The sequence below is a fragment of the Paraburkholderia azotifigens genome (assembly GCF_007995085.1).
GTDB lineage: Bacteria > Pseudomonadota > Gammaproteobacteria > Burkholderiales > Burkholderiaceae > Paraburkholderia > Paraburkholderia azotifigens.
Map to the genome: position 1 here is coordinate 2,103,457 of NZ_VOQS01000001.1, position 22,299 is coordinate 2,125,755.

General features: G+C 62.6%; 23 protein-coding genes and 1 tRNA gene. 17 read left to right on the forward strand and 7 right to left on the reverse strand.

Annotated features, from left to right (window positions below; genetic code table 11):
* Positions 1-74: 74 nt before the first annotated feature.
* The 5 genes from purU to FRZ40_RS09340 form a co-directional block, all read right to left on the reverse strand.
* Positions 75-938, reverse strand: coding sequence for a formyltetrahydrofolate deformylase (purU, locus tag FRZ40_RS09320; RefSeq protein WP_028365006.1), 864 nt, complete (start codon positions 936-938; stop codon positions 75-77).
* Positions 939-1,015: 77 nt separating this feature from the next.
* Positions 1,016-1,864, reverse strand: coding sequence for an NUDIX hydrolase (locus FRZ40_RS09325; protein WP_147233944.1), 849 nt, complete (start codon positions 1,862-1,864; stop codon positions 1,016-1,018).
* A gap of 41 nt (positions 1,865-1,905) precedes the next feature.
* Positions 1,906-2,520, reverse strand: a complete 615-nt coding sequence (locus tag FRZ40_RS09330; RefSeq protein WP_028365008.1) for a LysE family translocator — start codon at positions 2,518-2,520, stop codon at positions 1,906-1,908.
* 37 nt (positions 2,521-2,557) lie between these two features.
* Positions 2,558-3,124 (reverse strand): adenine phosphoribosyltransferase, encoded by a 567-nt coding sequence (locus FRZ40_RS09335; protein ID WP_028365009.1) that lies wholly within the window; start codon positions 3,122-3,124, stop codon positions 2,558-2,560.
* A 125-nt stretch (positions 3,125-3,249) separates the two neighbouring features.
* Entirely contained in the window at positions 3,250-5,253 is a 2,004-nt protein-coding gene (locus FRZ40_RS09340; RefSeq protein ID WP_028365010.1) for a monovalent cation:proton antiporter family protein, read from the reverse strand.
* Between the two features lie 148 nt (positions 5,254-5,401).
* Here FRZ40_RS09340 and kdsD point away from each other — a divergent pair, with 148 nt between their 5' ends.
* The 11 genes from kdsD (at position 5,402) to FRZ40_RS09395 (ending at position 14,889) form a co-directional block, all read left to right on the forward strand.
* Positions 5,402-6,385, forward strand: a complete 984-nt coding sequence (gene kdsD / locus FRZ40_RS09345) for an arabinose 5-phosphate isomerase KdsD (RefSeq protein ID WP_028365011.1) — start codon at positions 5,402-5,404, stop codon at positions 6,383-6,385.
* Positions 6,385-6,948: a KdsC family phosphatase gene (locus tag FRZ40_RS09350; protein ID WP_028365012.1), complete on the forward strand. Its 564-nt coding sequence runs from the start codon at positions 6,385-6,387 to the stop codon at positions 6,946-6,948. Before kdsD ends, FRZ40_RS09350 begins: the two co-directional genes overlap by 1 nt.
* Positions 6,945-7,538 (forward strand): LPS export ABC transporter periplasmic protein LptC, encoded by a 594-nt coding sequence (gene lptC, locus FRZ40_RS09355; protein ID WP_147233945.1) that lies wholly within the window; start codon positions 6,945-6,947, stop codon positions 7,536-7,538. Before FRZ40_RS09350 ends, lptC begins: the two co-directional genes overlap by 4 nt.
* Positions 7,539-7,570: 32 nt before the next feature.
* Positions 7,571-8,248, forward strand: coding sequence for a lipopolysaccharide transport periplasmic protein LptA (gene lptA / locus FRZ40_RS09360; protein ID WP_028365014.1), 678 nt, complete (start codon positions 7,571-7,573; stop codon positions 8,246-8,248).
* On the forward strand, positions 8,245-9,027 hold the full coding sequence (gene lptB, locus FRZ40_RS09365; RefSeq protein WP_028365015.1) for an LPS export ABC transporter ATP-binding protein: 783 nt from the start codon (positions 8,245-8,247) through the stop codon (positions 9,025-9,027). The genes lptA and lptB overlap by 4 nt, the downstream gene beginning before the upstream one ends.
* 240 nt (positions 9,028-9,267) lie before the next feature.
* Positions 9,268-10,785 carry an RNA polymerase factor sigma-54 gene (locus FRZ40_RS09370; protein WP_028365016.1) on the forward strand — a complete coding sequence of 506 codons (1,518 nt, stop codon included), beginning with the start codon at positions 9,268-9,270 and terminating at the stop codon, positions 10,783-10,785.
* Positions 10,786-10,959: 174 nt separating this feature from the next.
* Positions 10,960-11,319 (forward strand): ribosome hibernation-promoting factor, HPF/YfiA family, encoded by a 360-nt coding sequence (hpf, locus tag FRZ40_RS09375; protein WP_028365017.1) that lies wholly within the window; start codon positions 10,960-10,962, stop codon positions 11,317-11,319.
* 294 nt (positions 11,320-11,613) lie between these two features.
* Positions 11,614-12,129, forward strand: a complete 516-nt coding sequence (locus tag FRZ40_RS09380) for a PTS sugar transporter subunit IIA (RefSeq protein WP_028365018.1) — start codon at positions 11,614-11,616, stop codon at positions 12,127-12,129.
* 125 nt (positions 12,130-12,254) lie between these two features.
* The gene (gene hprK, locus FRZ40_RS09385) at positions 12,255-13,223 is read left to right on the forward strand and encodes an HPr(Ser) kinase/phosphatase (protein WP_028365019.1); all 969 of its coding nucleotides are present in this window, start codon (positions 12,255-12,257) and stop codon (positions 13,221-13,223) included.
* Between the two features lie 78 nt (positions 13,224-13,301).
* On the forward strand, positions 13,302-14,195 hold the full coding sequence (gene rapZ, locus FRZ40_RS09390) for an RNase adapter RapZ (protein ID WP_028365020.1): 894 nt from the start codon (positions 13,302-13,304) through the stop codon (positions 14,193-14,195).
* A 58-nt stretch (positions 14,196-14,253) separates the two neighbouring features.
* Positions 14,254-14,889, forward strand: a complete 636-nt coding sequence (locus FRZ40_RS09395) for an LON peptidase substrate-binding domain-containing protein (RefSeq protein WP_147233946.1) — start codon at positions 14,254-14,256, stop codon at positions 14,887-14,889.
* A 9-nt stretch (positions 14,890-14,898) separates the two neighbouring features.
* Here the strand turns inward: FRZ40_RS09395 and mutY are convergent, their stop codons facing one another.
* The gene (gene mutY, locus FRZ40_RS09400) at positions 14,899-16,035 is read right to left on the reverse strand and encodes an A/G-specific adenine glycosylase (RefSeq protein ID WP_240057127.1); all 1,137 of its coding nucleotides are present in this window, start codon (positions 16,033-16,035) and stop codon (positions 14,899-14,901) included.
* A 7-nt stretch (positions 16,036-16,042) separates the two neighbouring features.
* Positions 16,043-16,873: a bifunctional DNA-formamidopyrimidine glycosylase/DNA-(apurinic or apyrimidinic site) lyase gene (gene mutM, locus FRZ40_RS09405; RefSeq protein ID WP_028365023.1), complete on the reverse strand. Its 831-nt coding sequence runs from the start codon at positions 16,871-16,873 to the stop codon at positions 16,043-16,045.
* Positions 16,874-16,960: 87 nt separating this feature from the next.
* On the opposite strand from mutM, the gene FRZ40_RS09410 reads away from it, so the two are divergent.
* From FRZ40_RS09410 to FRZ40_RS09435, 6 genes are all read left to right on the forward strand, one after another.
* A complete protein-coding gene (locus tag FRZ40_RS09410; RefSeq protein ID WP_028365024.1) occupies positions 16,961-18,802 on the forward strand; it encodes a tetratricopeptide repeat protein in 1,842 nt (613 codons plus the stop codon).
* Positions 18,802-19,434 carry a lipoprotein insertase outer membrane protein LolB gene (lolB, locus tag FRZ40_RS09415; RefSeq protein ID WP_147233947.1) on the forward strand — a complete coding sequence of 211 codons (633 nt, stop codon included), beginning with the start codon at positions 18,802-18,804 and terminating at the stop codon, positions 19,432-19,434. Before FRZ40_RS09410 ends, lolB begins: the two co-directional genes overlap by 1 nt.
* A gap of 26 nt (positions 19,435-19,460) precedes the next feature.
* A complete protein-coding gene (ispE, locus tag FRZ40_RS09420; RefSeq protein WP_147233948.1) occupies positions 19,461-20,342 on the forward strand; it encodes a 4-(cytidine 5'-diphospho)-2-C-methyl-D-erythritol kinase in 882 nt (293 codons plus the stop codon).
* A 51-nt stretch (positions 20,343-20,393) separates the two neighbouring features.
* Positions 20,394-20,470: transfer RNA gene (locus FRZ40_RS09425), tRNA-Gln, on the forward strand.
* A gap of 47 nt (positions 20,471-20,517) precedes the next feature.
* On the forward strand, positions 20,518-21,474 hold the full coding sequence (locus FRZ40_RS09430) for a ribose-phosphate pyrophosphokinase (RefSeq protein WP_028365027.1): 957 nt from the start codon (positions 20,518-20,520) through the stop codon (positions 21,472-21,474).
* Positions 21,475-21,630: 156 nt separating this feature from the next.
* Positions 21,631-22,242 (forward strand): 50S ribosomal protein L25/general stress protein Ctc, encoded by a 612-nt coding sequence (locus FRZ40_RS09435; protein ID WP_028365028.1) that lies wholly within the window; start codon positions 21,631-21,633, stop codon positions 22,240-22,242.
* The last annotated feature ends 57 nt before the right edge of the window (positions 22,243-22,299 follow it).

Here is a 22,299-nt window from a genome sequence, read left to right on the forward strand (position 1 = left end):
TCCCGGCGTCACAAACAAAAAACCGGCGCTGCCGATTACGACACGCGCCGGTTTCAAACGACCCAAAAGAAGAATCAGCGGAACACGACCGTCTTGCTGCCGTTCAGCACGATCCGATGCTCGACGTGCCACTTCACCGCGCGCGCCAGCGTCACGCATTCGACGTCGCGACCGATCGCCGTCAATTGATCCGGCGTCATGCTGTGATCGACGCGCTCCACTTCCTGCTCGATGATCGGGCCTTCGTCGAGATCCGTCGTCACGTAGTGCGCGGTCGCGCCGATCAGCTTCACGCCGCGATCGAACGCCTGGTAATACGGCTTCGCGCCCTTGAAGCTCGGCAGGAACGAATGGTGAATGTTGATCGCGCGCCCTTCGAGCTGCGTGCACAGCTCCGGCGACAGGATCTGCATGTAGCGCGCGAGCACCACGAGGTCCGCCTTGCATTCGTCGATCACTTCCAGCACGCGCGCTTCCTGATGCGCCTTCGTGTCGTTCGACGTCAGCGGGAAGTGGTGGAACGGAATGTCGTAGCTCGCCGCGAGCTGATAGAACTCCTTGTGGTTCGAGATGATGGCGGGAATCTCGATGTTCAGCTGACCCGTGCGATAGCGGAACAGCAGATCGTTGAGACAGTGGCCGATCTTCGACACCATGATCACGACGCGCGGCTTCACGTTTGCATCGTGCATTTCCCAGCGCATGCCGAACTGTTCGGCGAGCGTCGAGAATGCTTCGCGCAGCGCGTCGAGACCGGGATCGCCGCCCACCTGCTGGAAGTGGACGCGCATGAAAAATTCGCCCGTGTGGCTGTCGCCGAATTGCGCGGAGTCGAGGATGTTGCTGCCGCGTTCGAACAGGAAGCCCGAAACGGCGTGAACGATGCCGGGCCGGTCGGCGCACGACAGTTTGAGAATAAAGCTGTGTTCGGTCGACATGACCTCGGTGACTCCCTTCTTCAGTGCGTGTTTCTTGAACGTGTTTCGCTTCAACGTGTTTCGCTGGTGCCGTCGCTTCAATCGAGAACAGGCGGCGCGAACAGCGCGTCGATGCCCTCGCACGCGTCTTCGTCGATCCAGCGGCGGCGCAGCATGCAATCGAGCGTCGCGAGGCTGGCGTCGACCGTCATCGCGTCTTCTTCGATCGCCTGCGCGACATCTTCGATACGCGCCAGCCGATGCTCGCCGACTTCGCCGTCCTGATTGCGCGGCGCGAAGTCTTCAGGCAACGCGAGGTCGTAGATGAAAATCTGCTCGGCCTGCGTGCCTTCCGGCAGCGACTGCAGCACGTGCGCGGTGCGGCCCGCAACGGCGCGCGCGGCGATCTCCTCGGGAATGCCCGCTTCTTCCCAGCACTCCTTGACGATCGTCTCCGCCAGGCTGAAACCCCAGCCGATGCCGCCTGCGACGACGTTGTCGAGCATGCCGGGATCGGTTGCCTTGGTTTCGCTGCGCCGCGCGATCCACAGCTGCGGCGCGCGATCCACGTATTCTACGACGCCGTTCAGATGCACCGCGTACGTCATCGTGCCGAAAAAGCGCGACGCCGCGCGCTCGATATACGCGAGCGGCGGCGCATCGAATGCATTGCGGATCGCGTAGGTTTCGTCGCGCCAGCCGGGAATGCGGCCATCTGCTGCAAGCGCGCCGATCACCGAACCGAGCGCCGCGCTGCGCAGATTCACCGAGTCGAATTGCGGCGACAGCAGCACGCGCTGCGCATCGATATCGAACACATCGGGCCAGCGCGCAAGCAACGGCACATCGTTCGCGCGAATCCAGCCGACGCGCTCGCCGCCGATCACAAACGGCAGATGCAAAGCACGATCGAAACGACGCGCGGCGATGATGCAAGGCAAGGACATGAAGACTCCAGACAGCGTGATGGATGAAGCGCGTGAATCGCTCAGTCGCGCAACGCGACGCGAATGCCGATCGCGATGAACGTCGCGCCCGCCAGACGATCGAGCCACACGCCCGCGCGCGGACGGCGCTTCAGCCATCCGCCGATCATGCCAGCGCACACGCCGAACAGCGAAAACACCACGACCGTTTGCAGCATGAACAGCGCGCCCAGTTCGAGCATCTGCAGCGTGACGCTTTGCACGCCATGCGGATCGACGAATTGCGGCAGGAACACGACGAAGAACAGCGTCACCTTCGGGTTCAGCATGTTGCCGATCACGCTCTGCCGGAAGATCGACGCGAGCGGCTGCGGCGGGCGCTCGTGCGCCGTTGCGAGTCCTTTGCTGGTAAGCGCCTTGATGCCGATCCACACCAGATACGCGGCGCCCGCGAGCTTGATGATCTCGAACGCGACGGGCGACGAGCGCAGCACGGCGGCAATGCCGAGCGCGGCGAGCGTCGTGTGAAACGAAATGCCCGCCGCGAAACCGAGCGCCGCGACGAAGCCCGCCGCGCGTCCCTGCGAAATGCCGCGCGCGAGAACCTGCAGATTGTCCGGACCGGGCGCGAACGTGATCGCTATCGACGTCGCGAGAAAGAGCAGGAAATTGGGCATCGCGCAAACACTCCGTTGCTTGAGATCAATGTGGAGATCAGTGACCGCCGAACGTCGTGACGGTAAACAGCGGCAGGCCCGCGTCGCGCAGCAGCTTCGAGCCGCCGAGATCGGGCAGATCGACGATCGCCGCGCCTTCGATCACGGTCGCACCGAGCCGCTCGAGCAGCTTCTTGCCCGCCATCATCGTGCCGCCCGTCGCGATCAGATCGTCGACGATCACGACGCGGTCGCCGGGCTTGCATGCGTCCTCGTGAATCTCGACGGTCGCCGAGCCGTATTCGAGTTCGTACGATTCGGACACCGTCTTGTACGGCAGCTTGCCGATCTTGCGAATCGGAATGAAGCCGAGGTTCAGCTCGTACGCGAGAATCGGCCCGATGATGAAACCGCGCGCATCGAGGCCGGCCACGTAGTCGAGCTTCTGGTCGATATAACGCTGCACGAACATATCGATCAGCACGCGCAGCGTTTTCGGCTTTTGCAGAAGCGGCGTGATGTCGCGGAACTGCACGCCGGCCTGCGGCCAGTCCGGCACCGTGCGAATCTCGCTGTTGATGTATTCGGCCGGATCGAATGGCTGATTCGCGGGCGCTTTGGACATGGTGACTCCAGACGGGTCTGTGAAGACCCTGATATTTCCAGTGAATTGCCTGAATGCTGCGCGCGTCCGTCGAATAAGGGGAGCGGCGCGCGCCGCTTGAATTACGGTGAAGACGACAGCAAACGTCAGGCCGCCGCCGCACCCGCGCGCCGATGTTTCGACAGACGCTCTTCCGCTTCCGCCAGCGCTTCGGGCAGGCCGCGCAGCACGACGATGTCGCTCGCGCGCAGCTTGGTCGACGGATCGGGCTCGACGCCGCGAATGCCGTGCCGGCGGATCGCCGTCACCTCGACGCCCAGATCGAACAGCCCGAGTTCTTCGAGCGTGCGCCCGACGGCATCGGCCTTTTCGTCGACGGGCACCGATTGTAGCCGCACCTGCTCGTGACCGTCGTCGTCTTCCACGTCGTCGGCGCCGTGGAAGTAGCCGCGCAACAGACTATAGCGCTCGTCGCGCAGTTCCTCGACACGCCGCACGACGCGGCGCATCGGCACGCCCATCACGACCAGCGTGTGCGACGCGAGCATCAGGCTGCCTTCGACGATTTCCGGAATCACCTCCGTCGCGCCCGCGGCGAGCAGCTTTTCGAGGTCGCTGTCGTCGACGGTGCGCACGATCACGGGCAGCGTGGGTTCGAGTTCGTGAATGTTGTGCAGCACGCGCAGCGCCGACGGTGTGTTCGCATAGGTGATCGCGACGGTCGCCGCGCGATGGATACCCGCTGCGAGCAGCGACTCGCGCCGCCCGGCGTCGCCGAACACGACCGATTCGCCCGCCGCCGCGGCCGCCGCCACGCGATCGGGGTCGAGGTCGAGCGCGACATACGACAGCCCTTCGTGCTCCAGCATGCGCGCAAGGTTTTGCCCCGCGCGGCCGTAACCGCAGATGATCACGTGGCCGCTCTGCTTGAGGCTTTGCGTCGCGATGCGCGTCATTTGCAGCGACTGCATCATCCATTCGGTCGACGACAGGCGCAGCACGATGCGGTCGGCGTTCTGGATCATGAACGGCGCGGCGAGCATCGACAGCAGCATCGCCGCGAGAATTGCCTGCAGCAGCGTCGCGTCGACGAGGTGCTTGTCGAGAATCAGGTTGAGCAGCACGAAACCGAATTCGCCCGCCTGCGCGAGCCCGATACCCGTGCGCATCGCGACGCCCGGCGTCGCGCCGAACAGCCGCGCGAGGCCCGTGATCATCACCGCTTTCAGCAGCACGGGGCCGATCAGGAACGCGAGCACGATCAGCGGATGCTCCCAGATCACGCGCGGATTGAGCAGCATGCCCGTCGTCACGAAGAAGAGACCGAGCAGCACGTCTCGAAACGGCTTGATGTCCTCTTCCACCTGATGGCGGTATGGCGTTTCGGCGATCAGCATGCCCGCGATGAACGCCCCGAGCGCGAGCGACAGACCGAATTTGTCCGTGATGAACGCGGCGCCCAGCGTGACGAGCAGCAGGTTCAGGATGAACAGTTCCTGCGAACGCCGCCGCGCGACGACGTTGAACCAGCGCGTCATGAACTTCTGTCCGACGATCAGCAGCAGCGCCAGCGCGATCACGATCTTGATCGACGCGATGCCGAGCGACTTCATCAGATCGTCCGAACTGCCGCCCAGCGCCGCGATCACGATCAGGAGCGGCACCACGGCCAGATCCTGGAACAGCAGCACGCCGAAAATATTGCGGCCATGCTCGGTTTCGATTTCGAGCCGCTCTGCGAGCATCTTGCTGACGATGGCCGTCGACGACATCGCGAGCGCGCCGCCCAGCGCGACGCTCGCCTGCCACGAGATGTGCACCCAATGCTCGAACGCGAAACCAAGCGACACGGCAACGGCGATCGTGCCGAGCACCTGCATCAGCCCCATGCCGAACACGAGGCGCCGCATCGCGCGCAGCTTCGCGAGCGAAAATTCCAGTCCGATCGAGAACATCAGGAACACGACGCCGAATTCCGCGAGATTCTGCGCGCCGACCGAGTCGGGCACGATGCCGAATGCGTGCGGCCCGACCACGATGCCGACGGACAGATAGCCGAGCATGGGCGGCAGGTTCAGATAGCGGAACACGACGACGCCCACCACTGATGCCAGCAGCAGGAACAGCGTCATTTCGAGCGGCGAAATCATCGGCAAAAGCGCATCCGGGTGAGCGTCCTGGTTCGGCGGCGAAGCCACGCGCAAACGCCCGCGCAGCAAGGTTGAGGGGCCCGTGAAGGCAATGTCCGGAAAGGTCGTTCCCGGCGCGGCGAACATGCGCCTTTGCTATACTCCCCGGATGATAGCGAAAATCAATGGCGACCGGGCACTTGCGCTCGCTCGCGACGTGCTCGACATCGAAGCGGACGCCGTGCGTTCCCTTCGCGACCATCTCGACAATGCATTCGTCGAAGCAATCGATTTCATTCTCGGCTGCCGTGGACGCGTAGTCGTTTCGGGCATCGGCAAATCCGGCCATATCGCGCGCAAGCTCGCGGCGACGCTTGCCAGCACGGGCACGCCCGCGTTCTTCGTGCATCCCGCCGAAGCAAGTCACGGCGACCTCGGCATGGTGACGGCCGACGACGTCTTTATCGGCATGTCGAATTCCGGCGAATCGGAAGAACTCGTTGCCATTCTGCCGCTCGTCAAGCGCCTCGGCGCGAAGATGATCGCGATGACGGGCCGCCCCGGTTCGAGCCTCGCGAAGATCGCCGACGTGCATCTGTACTGCGGCGTCGAAAAAGAAGCGTGTCCGCACAATCTCGCGCCAACGGCCAGCACGACGGCGGCGCTCGCGCTCGGCGATGCGCTCGCCGTCGCTGTACTCGAAGCGCGCGGTTTCGGCGCCGACGACTTTGCCCGCTCGCATCCGGGCGGCGCACTCGGCCGCCGCCTGCTCACCTACGTGCGCGACGTAATGCGCACGGGCGACCAGATTCCGAAGGTGCTGTACGAAGCGACCGTGCGTGACGCGCTGTTCCAGCTGACGGCGAAGCGCATGGGCATGACGGCTATCGTCGACGAAAACGAGCGGGTCAAGGGCATCTTCACAGACGGCGACTTGCGCCGCGTGCTCGAGCGCGACGGCGACTTCCGCGCGCTGACGATCGACTCCGTCATGACGCACGCTCCTCGTACGATCGGTCCCGACCGGCTCGCCGTCGAAGCCGTGGAACTGATGGAGCGTCACCGGATCAATCAGATGCTCGTCGTCGACGAAGCGGGCAAGCTGATCGGCGCGCTCAACATGCATGATCTGTTTTCGAAGAAGGTGATCTGATGGCCCCTGCTGCCCTGACGGCCGCCGAACGCGCGAGCCGCGTAAAGCTGATGATTTTCGACGTCGATGGCGTGCTCACCGACGGCGGCCTGCTGTTTACAGATCAGGGCGACACGATGAAGGCGTTCAACTCGATGGACGGCCACGGCGCCAAGCTGCTGCGCGAAGCGGGGATCGACACGGCGATCATCACGGGCCGTCAGTCGGGCATCGTCGTGAAGCGCGCGGAAAACCTGCGCATCACACATGTCTATCAGGGCGTCGAGCATAAGCTCGCGGCATTCGGGCAACTGCTGAAAGAAACGGGCCGCACGCCCGAAGAATGCGGCTATATGGGCGACGACTGGGTCGACCTCGCCGTCATGCTGAAAGTCGGCTTCGCGGCGGCGCCGGCGAACTCGCATCCTGAAGTGATCGCGCGTGCGCACTGGGTCAGCGAAGCGCGCGGCGGCCACGGCGCGGTGCGCGAAGTGTGCGACGCGCTGCTGCGCGCGCAAGGCCGCTACGACGAACTGCTCGCAGCCGCATGCCGCGGCGAGACGCAGCGAGGCCTCGTCGGATGAACAGGTTTCGCTGGACGTCGCTGATTCCGCTCGTCGCGATGGCGGCGCTCGCCGGCATTACGTACTGGCTGCTGCAAGCCACCAGACCGCACCAGGACGAAGGCCTCGTCAAGCCGAAGCAGCACACGCCCGACTATTTCGCGGACATCTTCTCGGTGTCCGAGCTCGACCAGTCGGGCTCGACGCAATACCGCCTCACGGCAGCGACCCTCGTTCATTACGAGGACGACGAAGTGAGCGACCTGACCAAACCGGCCATCCGCGCGTTCCAGCCGGGCAAGCCCGTCGTCACGGCAACGGGCGATACGGGCAAGGTGAACGGCGACGCGTCGATCGTCGACCTGTACGAGAATGCGCGCATCGTGCGCGATGCGGGCGCCGGCGACCCGAAAATGCAGGCTGATTCGTCGCATTTCCGCGTGCTCGTCAACGACGATGTGATCGAGACGGAAAAGCCGGTTAAACTTCAGCGCGGCCAGTCGATCATGACGGCCAGCGGCATGAACTACAACAATGTCACCCGGGTGATCCAGCTCTTCGGCAACGTGCGTGGCGCCATCGCCCCGGCCGACTCCGGCGGCTCCCAGTAGCAACCCGGTTAAATCCATTCCAGCGTGACTGCATGAACGAATCGTTCCCCCGTTTTGAGTCCGGCCGCATGCGTGCGCTTCGTGCGAGCCGCGCCGGGCTTGCGGCACTTTTGATCGCCTTGCCGTTTGCCGGCTTCGCGCCGCTTGCGCACGCCGAACGTGCCGACAAGGACAAACCGCTCAATATCGAAGCGGACAACATGACGTACGACGACCTCAAGCAGGTCAACATCTTCACGGGCCACGTGGTCGCGACCAAAGGCACGATCCTGATCCGCGCGGACCGCGTCGAAGTGACGCAGGATCCGCAGGGCTATCAGTATGCAACGGGCACGTCGACGGGCAAGAACCTCGCGTACTTCCGCCAGAAGCGCGATGGCGTCGACGAATATATCGACGGCGATGCTGAACGCATCGACTACGACGGCAAGCAGGATCTCACCACGCTGACGACGCGCGCGACCGTGCGCCGTCTGCAAGGCACGAACACGATCATGGACGAAGTGCATGGCAGCGTGATCACCTACGACGGCCAGAACGACTTCTATACCGCGAAGGCCGGCAAGGACGTCGCCAGCCCGGGCAATCCGAACGGCCGCGTGCGCGCGATGCTGTCGCCGCGCAACGGCGGCGCGCAGCCGCTCAGCGGTCCGTCGGCAACCCTGCAGCCCGCCAATCAATTCCCGGCACAAGGAACGACCAAGCCGTGAGCGCCCCCGCCCTTCCCAACCGAAAGCCGGCCGGCACCAGCAGTTCGCTCGTCGTTCGCAATCTGAAGAAGCGTTATGGCTCGCGCACGGTCGTCAAGGACGTGTCGCTCGACGTGAAAAGCGGCGAAGTGGTCGGTCTGCTCGGCCCGAACGGCGCGGGCAAGACCACCTCGTTCTACATGATCGTCGGGTTGGTGCCGCTCGATGCCGGCGAGATCGATCTCGACGGCAAGTCGATCAGCCTGCTGCCCATCCACAAGCGCGCCTCGCTCGGCCTGTCGTATCTGCCGCAGGAAGCGTCCGTGTTCCGCAAGCTTTCCGTCGAGGAAAACATTCGCGCGGTGCTCGAGCTTCAGATCGGCGACGACGGCAAGCGCCTGTCGAAAGACGCGATCGCGTCACGCACGGAAGCCTTGCTCGACGAACTGCAGATTTCGCATCTGCGCGAAAACCCGGCGCTGTCGCTGTCGGGCGGCGAACGCCGCCGCGTCGAAATCGCGCGCGCGCTCGCGACGAACCCGAGCTTCATCCTGCTCGACGAACCGTTCGCGGGCGTCGACCCGATCGCCGTTCTGGAAATCCAGAAGATCGTGAAGTTCCTGAAGCAGCGCAACATCGGCGTGCTCATCACGGACCACAACGTCCGGGAAACGCTCGGTATCTGCGATCATGCCTACATCATCAGCGACGGCAGTGTCCTCGCAGCGGGTGCGCCCGGCGACATCATTGAAAATGAGAGCGTGCGCCGCGTCTATCTGGGCGAACACTTCCGCATGTAAGCGCGCACGCGGCGTGTAAATGCCGCGTGCAGCCGCGCCCTCCGGCCCTCGTTCCGGGCTGTCTCAAAGTCAGGTTCAGTAATTTTGACGGGCTACGCTGGCGCGTGATTGCCCGCGTGATTGCCCGCTTGACGCGCGTGGAACGACCGTCCGCGCCAAAATCTGGTGCACACGCGTTTTTGCGGGTGTCGCAAGGTATCGCGGTCGTGGCAAACTCTCTACAATGAATCACACATTGCCATGAAAGCCAGCCTCCAACTCCGCCTGTCGCAGCATCTTGCGCTGACACCACAACTGCAACAGTCCATCCGGCTGCTGCAGCTGTCTACGCTTGAACTGCAACAGGAAGTCTCGATGGCGATCGCCCAGAATCCGCTGCTCGAAGCGGAGGACGACTGGATCGCGAGTCCGTTGCGCGTCGCCGCCGACGGCACTGTCATCGCGCAGACGGCGCAGAATGCCGCGCCGGAGGAAATGTCGAGCGCGCCGCCGTCGTCCTCGTCCACGTCGTCGGGCGAAAGCTCCGATAGCGCCGAGCCACAAGGCGTCGACGAATACAACGGGCTGGGTTCGGATGCCAACGGCGATTCGACCCAGTGGAATCTCGACGATTACGGCCGCTCGGGCAATGCATCGGACGACGACGATCTGCCGCCGCTGCAAATCCACGAATCGACCACGACGCTGCGCGATCACCTGAGTGCTCAACTTCGCGTGACGCAGGCCAGTCCGCGCGATCGTGCGCTCGTCACGTTCCTGATCGAATCGCTTGACGACGACGGCTATCTGACGGCCACGTTCGACGAAATACTCGCCGATCTGCCCGAAGAGCTCGAAGTCGATACCGACGAACTGAACGCGGCACTCGCGTTGCTGCATAGCTTCGATCCCGCAGGAGTCGGCGCGCGTTCGGCGTCCGAATGTTTGCGTCTGCAGTTGTGCCGGCTCGACCCGTCGCCGACGCGCACGCTCGCGCTCGACATCGTTGCGCATCATCTGGAGCTGCTCGCTGCACGCGACTTCACGCGTCTGCGAAAGTACCTGAAGGCCAGCGACGACGATCTGCGCGAGGCGCATGCACTGATCCGCTCGCTCGAGCCGTTCCCCGGTGCAGCGTATGGCAAGGCCGAAGCGGATTACGTCGTGCCCGACATCATGGTGCGCAAAACGGCACAGGGATGGCAGGCGGAACTGAACCCGGAAGTCGTGCCCAAGCTGCGTATCAACCATCTGTACGCGAATATCCTGCGCAACAATCGTGGCGATCCGGGCAGTGGTTCGCTGCGCCAGCAACTGCAGGAAGCGCGCTGGTTGATCAAGAACATCCAGCAGCGGTTCGAGACGATCCTGCGTGTCGCGCAGGCAATTGTCGAGCGTCAAAAGAACTTTTTCGCCCACGGCGAAATTGCCATGCGCCCCTTGGTTTTGCGGGAAATAGCTGATACGCTGGGTTTACACGAGTCGACGGTATCGCGTGTGACAACCGGCAAGTACATGCTCACCCCATTCGGGACGCTTGAATTTAAGTACTTCTTCGGATCGCACGTATCCACCGACACCGGGGGCGCGGCCTCTTCCACGGCCATTCGCGCGCTCATCAAGCAACTGATAGGAGCAGAAGACACCAAATCTCCTCTTTCAGACAGCCGCATTGCCGAACTGCTGGCAGAACAGGGTTTCGTCGTGGCGCGCCGTACAGTTGCGAAATACCGCGAAGCACTGAAGATCCCAGCAGTCAATCTGCGCAAGTCTCTGTAGCCCGCTGCCTCCTGTGGCGGGCATTTTCCGGCCGCGCCGCTGTTTGGCGGAGCAGGCTGGCCGATGCGACCTGCCAGTAGCCTGTCAACGGGGGACGGCGTGGCAGATTGCGAGAATCGACCGGCGCTCGCGCGATTCATGCGGACCAAGCGGCCACTAGCTTGGAGAAGCACTATGAATCTGAAGATCAGTGGACACCATCTCGATGTTACGCCAGCGTTGCGAGAATACGTGATCACCAAACTAGACAGGGTGCTAAGACATTTCGATCAGGTGATCGATGGCAGTGTGGTCCTCTCGGTCGACAACCACAAGGAAAAGGAAAAGAGACAAAAGGTTGAAATCAACCTGCATCTGAAGGGTAAGGACATTTTCGTGGAAAGCTGTGACGGCGACCTGTACGCCGCGATCGACCTGATGATCGACAAGCTCGACCGCCAGGTCATTCGTCACAAGGATCGTCTGCAAGGCCATCAGCATGAAGCGATCAAGTATCAACCGGTAGCGGCACAACCTGAAGTGCCACCGCAATAAGCCGGTTAGAGGCCTTTCCTTAACCCCGCGAAACCGCCCGACATCGGGCGGTTTTTTGTTTGAGAGCCCGTTGCAGCGACCGATGCGCGTGTTCGCGATCATCCAACGAGTGAGATGTCGCCCGAATTTTTCACTCATGGCGCGGCGCACCATACGTTGCAACCCTGTTCTATAATAAATCGGTTACCTTCGGGGTCTTTGTCCAGCCCGAGTCCTGCACAAAGGGATCATTGCGGGGTCTCAAGAGCAGGGCTCATTGCAAATCGCTGGATTCGCCATGAGCAGCTGTCCGGCATGGAACGCTTTTCAAACGCCACAGCGAGGAGAATCCAGGCGACCTTTGCGCCTGTCAACATGAATCGTTTAGCCAAATATCTTCCCCTCGAAAACGTCGTCGTCGGTCTAGCGGTCACAAGCAAGAAGCGCGTATTCGAGCAAGCGGGCCTGATCTTCGAAAACCAGAACGGCATCGCCCGCAGCACAGTGACTGACAATCTGTTCGCGCGCGAGCGTCTCGGTTCGACGGGACTCGGCGAAGGCGTCGCGATCCCGCACGGTCGCATCAAGGGCCTCAAGCAGCCGCTCGCCGCCTTCGTGCGGCTCGCCGATCCGATCCCGTTCGAATCGCCGGACGGCCAGCCCGTTTCGCTGCTCATCTTCCTGCTCGTCCCCGAACAGGCGACGCAGCAGCACCTTGAAATCCTGTCGGAGATCGCCCAACTGCTGTCGGATCGCGAGGCGCGTGAACGGCTGCACACAGAAGAGGACCGCGAGGCGTTGCATCGCCTGCTGACTCAGTGGCAACCTTGACGTATCGGCGTGGTTTCACGACCGAAACGGGTGGAAACACGGCGCCCTGGCGCCGCGTTTGATTCGAGGTTTGCAGCGACAGCAGCGTCCTAGCGGCACATACGAGGTCAGGGAGTCAGGGATTCATGGATACGTCCAGCATCAACGCCCAAAGCATTTTCGATGACAACGCCGCCGCGCTGAAACTCAGCTGGCTGACGGGGCATGAGGGCTGGGAACGAGGCTTCTCGGCGGAAACGGTTGCGACTGCAACGTCCAGCGCCGACCTCGTCGGCCACCTCAACCTGATCCACCCGAACCGGATCCAGGTGCTCGGCGACGCCGAAACCAACTACTACCAGCGTCAATCCGACGAAGACCGCTCGCGCCACATGGCCGAGCTGATCGCGCTCGAACCGCCGTTCCTCGTGGTCGCGGGCGGCGTCGCCGCGCCGCCGGAACTGGTCCTGCGCTGCACGCGCTCGTCAACGCCGCTCTTCACCACGCCGATGTCGCCGGCAGCCGTGATCGACAGCTTGCGCCTCTATATGTCGCGCATCCTTGCACCGCGCGCAACGCTGCACGGCGTGTTTCTCGACATCCTCGGCATGGGCGTGCTTCTCACGGGCGACTCTGGCCTCGGCAAGAGCGAACTCGGCCTCGAACTGATCTCACGCGGCCACGGTCTCGTGGCCGACGACGCCGTCGACTTCGTGCGCCTCGGCCCGGATTTCGTCGAAGGACGGTGCCCGCCCCTGCTGCAGAACCTGCTCGAAGTGCGTGGCCTCGGTCTGCTCGACATCAAGACGATCTTCGGTGAAACGGCCGTGCGCCGGAAAATGAAGCTGAAGCTTATCGTGCAGCTGGTACGCAGGCCGGATGGCGAGTTCCAGCGCCTGCCGCTGGAAAGCCAGACGGTCGACGTGCTCGGCCTTCCCATCAGCAAGGTCACGATTCAGGTGGCGGCCGGCCGAAACCTCGCCGTGCTGGTCGAGGCAGCCGTGCGCAACACCATCCTGCAATTGCGCGGCATCGACACGTTGCGCGACTTCATGGATCGCCAGCGCCTTGCCATGCAGGATCCCGACAGTCAATTTCCCGGCAAGCTGATCTGACGCGATTGCGCGCATAGCCGCGGCGGTACAGCGGGTGACACCGGATGCTATGATGAACCCAACGGATTCCACGACTCCATGCGCATTATCCTGATCACCGGCATCTCCGGCTCCGGCAAGTCTGTTGCATTGAACGCGTTAGAAGACGCGGGCTATTACTGCGTCGACAATCTGCCGCCGCGCTTCCTGCCCGAACTGGCCACGTACCTCGCGGGCGACGGCCTGGAAAGGCTGGCGGTTGCGATCGACGCACGCTCTGGCGCCTCGCTCGACGACATGCCGCAGATGATCCGCGACCTGTCCGGCAAGCACGACGTGCGCGTGCTGTTCCTGAACGCCAGCACGCAGGCTCTGATCCAGCGCTTTTCCGAAACACGCCGCCGCCATCCGCTGTCAGGCTCGCCCGCGCACGATGCGGACGTCGGCGTGCTGACGTCACTTGCCGAAGCCATCGAGCGCGAGCGCGAACTCGTCGCGAGCCTCGCCGAATTCGGCCACCAGATCGATACCAGTAACCTGCGGGCAAACGTTTTGCGCATGTGGGTCAGGCGGTTCATCGAACAGGAGCATACGGGCCTCGCGCTGATGTTCGAGTCGTTCGGCTTCAAGCGCGGCGTGCCGCTCGACGCCGACTTCGTGTTCGACGTGCGCACGTTGCCCAATCCTTATTACGACCGCGAACTGCGGCCGCTGACGGGGCTCGACAAGCCCGTCATCGATTTCCTCGATGCCTTGCCCGTCGTCCAGCAGATGATCGGCGACATCGAGTCGTTCCTGCAGAAATGGCTGCCGCATTTCCGCGACGACAACCGCAGTTATCTCACTGTTGCAATCGGTTGCACGGGCGGGCAACACCGCTCGGTATTCATCGCTGAAACGCTGGCCGCGCGTTTCGCGAGCGAAGGGAACGTGATAGTGCGGCATCGCGATGCGCCGATCGACGTCGACGACTCATCGAAACTGGTCGCCTGAGGCTTCCGATGGTGGCTTGACCGGCCGCTCGGGGCGGCCCTAACCGAAGCGTTGCGCCATGTCCTCTACACCGTCCGTGCTTGCCGATGTGCCGCTGTTTCCATTGCACACCGTCCTCTTTCCCGATGGACTGCTGCCGCTGAAAATCTTCGAGGCCCGCTATCTCGACATGGCGCGCGATTGTCTGCGCGACAAGACGTCGTTCGGCGTGTGCCTGCTGAAGAGCGGCGCAGAAGTCGCCCAACCCAATGAACCTGCCGTGCCCGAGAGCGTCGGTTGTCTCGCGCAGATCGACGTGTGCGATGTCGACGAGTTCGGCATGCTGCTGATCCGCGCGCGTGGCACCAAGCGGTTCCGTCTGCTGTCGCATCGTGTCGAATCGGGCGGCCTGCTGGTCGGCATGGCCGAGCTGGTCGGCAGCGACGTGCCGCTCGAAGGCACGCAGCTGATGGAGAAGTTCGGCGCGTGCGCCGAAGTGCTCGAGCGCATCATCGCGACGATCCGCGAACGCGATCCAGAAAGCCTGCCGTTCGTCGAACCATTCAGACTCGACGATCCGACATGGGTGTCGAACCGTCTGTCCGAAGTGCTGCCCATTGCACTGAAGGCGCGGCAAAAACTGATGGAGCTGCAGGACGCCGGTGCGCGCATCGATGTCGTGCATCACTACATGCAGCAGCATCAACTGCTGTAGCCGCGGCGTTCAGATCAGCGAACCCTGCAGTCCTTCGAGCAGTTTGCGCACGGGCGCAGGCACGCCGTACGCGTCGAGTTCGTTCAGCGACATCCACACGGTGCCGGCATCGCGCGCGCTCACTGCCTTCGAAGCACGATCGAACTCCGCGATGCGCGGCTCGATATCGAGCCTGAAATGGGTGAACACATGCGTGAGCGGTGCGAGCGGCGATACGGCTGCACTTGCGCCGAAGTCGCGCGCGAGTTGTGCGAGCGCTGCTTCATCGGCAGCTTCCGGCAGACTCCACAAGCCGCCCCAGATACCCGACGGCGGGCGCTTTTCCAGCATCACCGAATCGCCGTCGCGCAGCAGCAGCATCCAAGTGCGACGCGTCGGTACCGTCTTTTTCGGGCGCGCGGCGGGCAATTCGCGCTGACGACCCGTCACGTTCGCCACACAATCCGCGGCAAACGGACAGCGCGCGCAATCCGGCTTGCCGCGCGCGCACAGCGTCGCGCCGAAGTCCATCAGGCCCTGCGTGTAGGCGCTGATGTCGTCGTCGGTCGCGTCGACGGGCAGCAGCGATTCCGCCAGCAGCCACATGCCGTTCTCGATCTTCTTCTCGCCCGGAAAACCTTCCACGCCGAACACGCGCGCGAGAACGCGCTTCACGTTGCCATCGAGAATCGTCGCGCGCGCGCCGAATGCGAACGACGCGATCGCGGCTGCCGTCGAACGTCCGATGCCCGGCAACTCCGCGAGCGCTTCTACCGATTCGGGAAACAGTCCGCCGTGCTGCTCGACGACCACCTGCGCGCAGCGATGCAGGTTGCGCGCGCGCGTGTAGTAGCCGAGGCCGGCCCACAAGGTCATCACGTCGTCGGCAGGCGCTGCAGCGAGCGCGGCGACATCGGGAAAACGCGCGAGAAAACGTGCGTAGTACGGAATCACCGTCGACACCTGCGTCTGCTGCAGCATGATTTCGGACAGCCAGATCCGGTAGGGATCGCGCGTGTTCTGCCATGGCAGGTCATGACGGCCGTGTTCGCGCTGCCATGCGATCAGGCGCACAGAGAAATCGGCGAGCTTCGGTATCGTGTGAGAACCGGTGGACGAAGCGGTGGACGAAGCGCTGGAAGAAGCGATGACGGAAGAAGCGGGCATGAACGGCTCAGCGCTGACAGGTCGGACAGTAGTAGGTGGAGCGTTGGCCCTGCACGATCTGTTTGATCGGCGTGCCGCACACGCGGCATGGCAGGCCCGCGCGATCATAGACGAAATAGTCGAGCTGGAAATAGCCGCTCTCGCCGTTGCTGCCGACGAAGTCGCGCAACGTGCTGCCACCTTTCTCGATCGCGGCGGCTAGCGTGACGCGCACGGCGTCTGCAAGCAGATCGTAACGAACGAGCGAGATGCGGCCCGCTTGCGTGGTCGGCCGGATGCCCGCGCGAAACAGGCTTTCAGAGGCGTAAATGTTGCCCACGCCGACGACGATTTCGCCCGCGAGCAACGCCTGCTTCACCGATACCTTGCGCCCGCGCGTCTTGCGATGCAGCAGCGCGCCCGAAAAAGACGGCGCGAACGGCTCGACGCCGAGATCGGCCAGCAGCGGATGATCGAGAACGTCGCCTGCCGAGCGCGGGTGCCATAACACAGCGCCGAAGCGCCGCGGATCGCGAAAGCGCAAAATGAAGTCGTCGAAAATCCAGTCGACGTGGTCGTGCTTCGCAGCGGCAGGCGGATGCGGCACGTTGCGCAGCACACGGAGTGTTCCCGTCATGCCGAGATGCACGATGAACCAGCCCTCGTCGATCTCGAACAGCAGATATTTGCCGCGCCGCTCCACCTTGTGGATCAGCCGGCCGTGCAGCAGGCGCGCGAAACCGGGCGGAATGGGCCAGCGCAACGCGGGCGTGCGTACATCGACGCGCTCGACGCGGCGCCCCGCGACATAAGGTTCGATTCCGCGTCGGGTAACCTCAACTTCTGGCAGCTCTGGCATGTCTAACTGGTCTGCAACTTGCGTCCGTGGTTATGCGCTTATTGTAGCGAGCGCGTTACAATCGACCGAAACATTGAACGGATCTGTATGAACCTGTCCATCGTTAAGCAGTATTTGAAGCGCCGGGCCGGTGCGAACAGCGTGCCGCACGCCGTTTCCGCACGCCGGCTGCTGGGTGTGGCCGCTCTGGCTGTCTGGACGCTAGCCGCCTTGCCCGCGCATGCGCAGGATCCGTCGCCCGATGCGGATGACAACGCTGTCTCCGTGCAAGACGCTTTCGGCCCCGATTCCGCCGAAGAAAAAGCCAATCTGCCCAGCGTTCTGCTGAGCAGCCAGATCGTCTTCCAGGTGCTCGCGGCGGAAGTCGCGCTGCAACGTAATCAGCCGGCGCCAGCGTATCAGACCTATCTCTCGCTTGCGCGGGACACGCACGATCCGCGCATGGCGCAGCGCGCGACGGAAATCGCGCTTGCCGCGCAGAGTCCGTCGGATGCGCTGGCTGCCGCACAGCTGTGGCAGGAATACGCGCCGCAATCCGAACGCGCCGCGCAACTGGACGCATCGCTGCTCGTGCTGTCCGGCAAGCCTGACGACGCGAAGCCGATGCTCGCGAAAGAACTCGCGAAGATTCCGCCGGAAAACCGCGGCAACGGCATTCTCGCACTGCAACTGCTGATTTCGCGCGGTCCGAATCGCGTGGGCGGTCTGCACGTGCTGCAGGATCTGCTCGCAAACGACATGAATCGCCCCGAAGCGCAATTCGCGCTCGCGCGTCAGCAGCTGATCGCCGACGATGCGCCCGGTGCGCGCAAATCGCTGGAACAGGCGCTCAAGCTGAAGCCCGACTATCTGCCCGCTGCGTTGATGCTGTCGCAGATGGGACCGGAAGAGCGCAAGGAAGGCATCGCGTCGCTTGAGAAATACGTCCAGGCGAATCCGAAGTCGCATGAAGCGCGGCTCGCGCTCGCGCAAATGTATCTGGCCAGCGATCGCCTCGACGACGCGCAGAAACAGTTCGAGTTCATGCAGAAGGACAACCCGAACGACCTGACGCCGCTGATGGCGCTTGCGCTCATCAAGATCCAGCAAAAGAATCTGCCCGAAGCGCAAAACTATCTGCAGCAGTACGCGCAAAAGGCCGAGAAAACGCCGGGCGCGGACGCGGGCCAGGCGTACATCTATCTTGCGCAGCTGTCGCTCGAACAGAAGGACACGGCAGGGGCGAGCCGGTGGCTCGACAAGATTCCGCCGACCAGCACGCAGTACGTTCCCGCGCAGATCACGCGCGCGCAACTGCTCCAGAAACAGGGCAAAGTGGACGATGCGCGCAAGCTGCTTGCGGGCATTCGCGCGCAGGATCCGCACGAGCAGGCGCTGATCGCGCGCACCGACGCAGCGATCCTGTTCGACGCGAAGCGCTATCAGGAAGCGGAGGCGCGTCTCGCTCAGGCGACGAGCGAGTTCCCGGACGACCCCGATCTCACGTACGACTACGCGATGGCCGCCGAGAAGAACGGCCATTACGACGTGATGGAAACGCAGTTGCGCAAGCTCATGCGCACGCAACCGGACAACGCGCAGGCTTACAACGCGCTCGGCTATTCGCTCGCGGATCGCGGGCAGCGTCTGCAGGAAGCGGACAAGCTGGTCGAGAAGGCGCTGGCGCTGTCGCCGAACGATGCGTTCATCATGGACAGCGTCGGCTGGGTGAAGTACCGGCTTGGCGATACGTCGGATGCGATCCGCGTGCTGCGCAAGGCCTACGATCTGCAGCCGAACGCCGAAATTGGCGCGCATCTCGGCGAAGTGCTATGGAAAAGCGGCGACCAGGATCAGGCGCGCGCGGCCTGGCGCGATGCCCGCAAGCTCGAACCCGACAACGATACGCTCGTCAAAACGCTCAAACGTTTTCAGGTGAACGATCTCTGATGCATTTTTCCTTGCCCGCTTTCTCCTCTCCAGCGCCGCGCCGCGCGGCGCTGGGTCTCGCAGCCGCAGCCATCGTCGCCTTGTCCGGCTGTGCTTCCGTCAAGCCGCAGGGTCCGTCCACTTCGAATGCAGCAACGGCCGTCACCGCACAAACGAGCCGCGCCTATCACGGCCGCTTCGCCGTTCAGTACGTCGATCAGAACGGACAGCAGCGCAATGCGTACGGCAACTTCGACTGGCAAGAACACGGCGATACTGTCACGCTGGAACTGCGTAATCCGCTTGGACAAACTTTGGCCATTGTCACGTCGTCGCCTTCGGCGGCCACGCTCGAATTGCCGAACCGTCAGCCGGTGACAGCCGATAACGTCTCCACGCTGATGCAGAATGCACTCGGCTTCGCGTTGCCGGTCGAAGGTCTGCGCTACTGGCTGCAGCCGTCGGTTGCGCCCACATCGAAGGCGACGACCGAGAAAGATCCGCAACAGGAAACGCGTCTGAAGGAAATCCAGCAGGACGGCTGGACGATCGACTACGTCGCCTACGCCGATGCGCCTGCAACCAGCGTGAAGCGCGTCAATCTCGCGCGTACCGAACCACCGCTCGACATCAAGCTCGTGCTCGACCAGTAACCGGCACGCGCGCTTTGCAAAGACTCATGATCGAAACGAACGACTCGCTGCGCGACTGCCTCGCTCCAGCGAAGCTGAACCTCTTCCTGCACATCACAGGCCGTCTGCCGAATGGCTATCACGCGTTGCAGACGGTGTTCCAGTTGCTCGACTGGGGCGATACGCTGCACTTCACGCGCCGCGATGATGGCACGATCACACGCGGCACCGAAATCGCCGACGTTCCCGCCGACACCGACCTCACGGTGCGCGCCGCGAAGCTGCTCAAGGAACATACGGGCACGCGCCTGGGCGTGAACATCGAGATCGACAAGCGGCTGCCGATGGGCGCGGGTCTCGGCGGCGGCAGCTCCGACGCAGCGACGACGTTGCTCGCACTGAACCGTCTGTGGAAGCTGAATGTGCCGCGCGCGGAACTGCAATCACTTGCAGTGAAACTGGGCGCCGATGTGCCGTTCTTCGTGTTCGGAAAAAATGCCTTTGCAGAGGGTATCGGAGAAGAACTCGAGCAGGTACAATTGCCGCCGCGCCACTTCCTGGTGGTGACACCGAGGGTTCACGTTCCAACGTCAGCAATTTTCTCCGAAAAAGACTTGACGAGAGACACAAAAGCCCTCACAATAGCAGACTTTCTTGCACAGGTTAGTTGCAGCGCAGGATGGCCAGACAGCTTCGGCCAGAATGACATGCAGCAAGTTGTCGCAAGGAAATACGCGGAAGTTGCGCAGGTGCTGAGATGGTTTGACAACATCGCGCCGGCGCGGATGACAGGATCAGGTGCAAGCGTTTTTGCAGCGTTCCATAGCAAAGATGAAGCGGTCGCGGCGCAAGCCAAACTGCCAGTCGAATGGAACAGTGCAGTGACGGCAAGCCTGGACACGCATCCACTCTTTTCTTTCGCGGCATAAGTTTCGCGGCACTGAATGGCCTACACATTCAGTGAAGCTCAAAGTTAGTGTAGGGGAGTCGCCAAGTTGGTCAAGGCACCGGATTTTGATTCCGGCATGCGAGGGTTCGAGTCCTTCCTCCCCTGCCATAAATTCTCGTAGTTCCTCGCCTCCCACAGCCTGAAGCAGGTGCATGATGAGCAGCCATGACGGCCTGATGGTTTTTACTGGCAACGCAAATCCCGCGCTTGCACAGGAAGTCGTCAAAATCCTCGGTATTCCCCTCGGCAAAGCAATGGTCTCCCGGTTCTCGGATGGCGAGATCCAGGTCGAGATTCAGGAAAACGTGCGTGGCAAGGACGTCTTCGTCCTTCAGTCCACCTGCGCGCCGACCAACGACAATCTGATGGAACTGATGATCATGGTCGATGCGCTCAAGCGCGCATCCGCAGGCCGGATCACCGCGGCCATCCCCTACTTCGGCTATGCCCGTCAGGACCGTCGCCCGCGTTCGGCGCGCGTGGCGATCTCGGCGAAGGTCGTGGCGAACATGCTGGAAATCGCCGGCGTCGAGCGGATCATCACGATGGATCTGCACGCTGACCAGATTCAAGGCTTCTTCGACATCCCCGTCGACAACATCTACGCCACGCCCGTGCTGCTCGGCGATCTGCGCAAGCAGAATCACGAGAACCTGCTGGTCGTGTCGCCGGACGTCGGCGGCGTGGTCCGCGCCCGTGCGCTGGCAAAACAGCTGAATTGTGATCTGGCCATCATCGACAAGCGTCGTCCGAAGGCGAACGTCGCTGAAGTGATGAACATCATCGGTGAGGTCGAAGGCCGTACCTGCGTGATCATGGATGACATGGTCGACACGGCAGGCACGCTGTGCAAGGCAGCGCAAGTGCTGAAGGAGCGCGGCGCGACGAAGGTGTTCGCGTACGCAACACACCCGGTGCTGTCGGGTGGCGCCGGTCCGCGTATTGCTGCATCTGCGCTCGACGAACTCGTTGTCACCGATACGATTCCCCTCGGCGAAGAAGCCCGCTCGTGCCCGAAGATCCGCTCGCTGACGAGCGCAGGTCTGCTAGCCGAAACGTTCTCGCGTATCCGTCGCGGCGACTCGGTGATGTCGCTGTTTGCGGAAAGCTAAAGTATTTGCAAAAGCGCCGCATGATGAATGCGGCGCTTTTGCATTCCGGCATGAACGGACGAAGGTTCATGCCGTTTTGTCAGGGGTCCTCCGCTCATCAGAAGCGAGCAAGGCCCCGTTTTACTGCCTGGTCGCGGGCAGATAATGGAGAAGCAAATGAAAGTCATCGCTTTCGAGCGTAATCTGCAAGGTACGGGTGCGAGCCGCCGCCTGCGTAACTCGGGCAAGGCCCCGGGTATCGTGTACGGCGTCGGCGAACCGCAACTGATCGAACTCGATCACAACGCGCTGTGGCACGCACTGAAGAAAGAAGCATTCCACTCGTCGATTCTCGAACTGGAAGTGGCAGGCAAGTCGCAACAGGTTCTGCTGCGCGACGTGCAATACCATCCGTTCCGTCAGCTCGTGCTGCACGTGGACTTCCAGCGCGTCGACGCATCGAAGAAGCTGCACACGAAGGTGCCGCTGCACTTCATGAATCAGGAAACCAACCCGGCTGTGAAGCTGGGCGGCGCGATCATCTCGCACGTCATCAACGAAATCGAAATCGAATGCCTGCCGGCCGCTCTGCCGGAGTTCATCGAAGTCGATCTGGCGAAGATCGAAGCGGGTCAATCGCTGCACGCAACGGACATCGCTCTGCCGGCTGGCGTCGCACTGGTTGCGCACCTCGTCGCAGAAAACCCGGTGATCGTTTCGGCACCGATTCCTGCTGGCGCACAGTCGGAAGAAGCAGCAGCTGAAGGCGAAACGCCGGCAGCTGAATAAAGCCGCTATCCTCTCGATCCGTTTCAATGGAACGGTCGACGTAACCCGCCGCGGTTC

Bases quoted from the DNA above. Each gene is read 5' to 3' on its own strand.
- FRZ40_RS09410 (WP_028365024.1), top strand. From the start codon at position 16,961: ATGAACCTGTCCATCGTTAAGCAGTATTTGAAGCGCCGGGCCGGTGCG.
- FRZ40_RS09350 (WP_028365012.1), top strand. From the start codon at position 6,385: ATGGCCCCTGCTGCCCTGACGGCCGCCGAACGCGCGAGCCGCGTAAAG.
- hprK (WP_028365019.1), top strand. From the start codon at position 12,255: ATGGATACGTCCAGCATCAACGCCCAAAGCATTTTCGATGACAACGCC.
- FRZ40_RS09330 (WP_028365008.1), bottom strand. From the start codon at position 2,520: ATGCCCAATTTCCTGCTCTTTCTCGCGACGTCGATAGCGATCACGTTC.
- hpf (WP_028365017.1), top strand. From the start codon at position 10,960: ATGAATCTGAAGATCAGTGGACACCATCTCGATGTTACGCCAGCGTTG.
- kdsD (WP_028365011.1), top strand. From the start codon at position 5,402: ATGATAGCGAAAATCAATGGCGACCGGGCACTTGCGCTCGCTCGCGAC.
- FRZ40_RS09380 (WP_028365018.1), top strand. From the start codon at position 11,614: ATGGAACGCTTTTCAAACGCCACAGCGAGGAGAATCCAGGCGACCTTT.
- mutY (WP_240057127.1), bottom strand. From the start codon at position 16,035: ATGCCCGCTTCTTCCGTCATCGCTTCTTCCAGCGCTTCGTCCACCGCT.
- lolB (WP_147233947.1), top strand. From the start codon at position 18,802: ATGCATTTTTCCTTGCCCGCTTTCTCCTCTCCAGCGCCGCGCCGCGCG.
- rapZ (WP_028365020.1), top strand. From the start codon at position 13,302: ATGCGCATTATCCTGATCACCGGCATCTCCGGCTCCGGCAAGTCTGTT.
- lptA (WP_028365014.1), top strand. From the start codon at position 7,571: ATGAACGAATCGTTCCCCCGTTTTGAGTCCGGCCGCATGCGTGCGCTT.
- FRZ40_RS09370 (WP_028365016.1), top strand. From the start codon at position 9,268: ATGAAAGCCAGCCTCCAACTCCGCCTGTCGCAGCATCTTGCGCTGACA.
- lptC (WP_147233945.1), top strand. From the start codon at position 6,945: ATGAACAGGTTTCGCTGGACGTCGCTGATTCCGCTCGTCGCGATGGCG.
- FRZ40_RS09395 (WP_147233946.1), top strand. From the start codon at position 14,254: ATGTCCTCTACACCGTCCGTGCTTGCCGATGTGCCGCTGTTTCCATTG.
- ispE (WP_147233948.1), top strand. From the start codon at position 19,461: ATGATCGAAACGAACGACTCGCTGCGCGACTGCCTCGCTCCAGCGAAG.
- FRZ40_RS09340 (WP_028365010.1), bottom strand. From the start codon at position 5,253: ATGATTTCGCCGCTCGAAATGACGCTGTTCCTGCTGCTGGCATCAGTG.
- FRZ40_RS09435 (WP_028365028.1), top strand. From the start codon at position 21,631: ATGAAAGTCATCGCTTTCGAGCGTAATCTGCAAGGTACGGGTGCGAGC.
- FRZ40_RS09325 (WP_147233944.1), bottom strand. From the start codon at position 1,864: ATGTCCTTGCCTTGCATCATCGCCGCGCGTCGTTTCGATCGTGCTTTG.
- mutM (WP_028365023.1), bottom strand. From the start codon at position 16,873: ATGCCAGAGCTGCCAGAAGTTGAGGTTACCCGACGCGGAATCGAACCT.
- FRZ40_RS09335 (WP_028365009.1), bottom strand. From the start codon at position 3,124: ATGTCCAAAGCGCCCGCGAATCAGCCATTCGATCCGGCCGAATACATC.
- purU (WP_028365006.1), bottom strand. From the start codon at position 938: ATGTCGACCGAACACAGCTTTATTCTCAAACTGTCGTGCGCCGACCGG.
- FRZ40_RS09430 (WP_028365027.1), top strand. From the start codon at position 20,518: ATGAGCAGCCATGACGGCCTGATGGTTTTTACTGGCAACGCAAATCCC.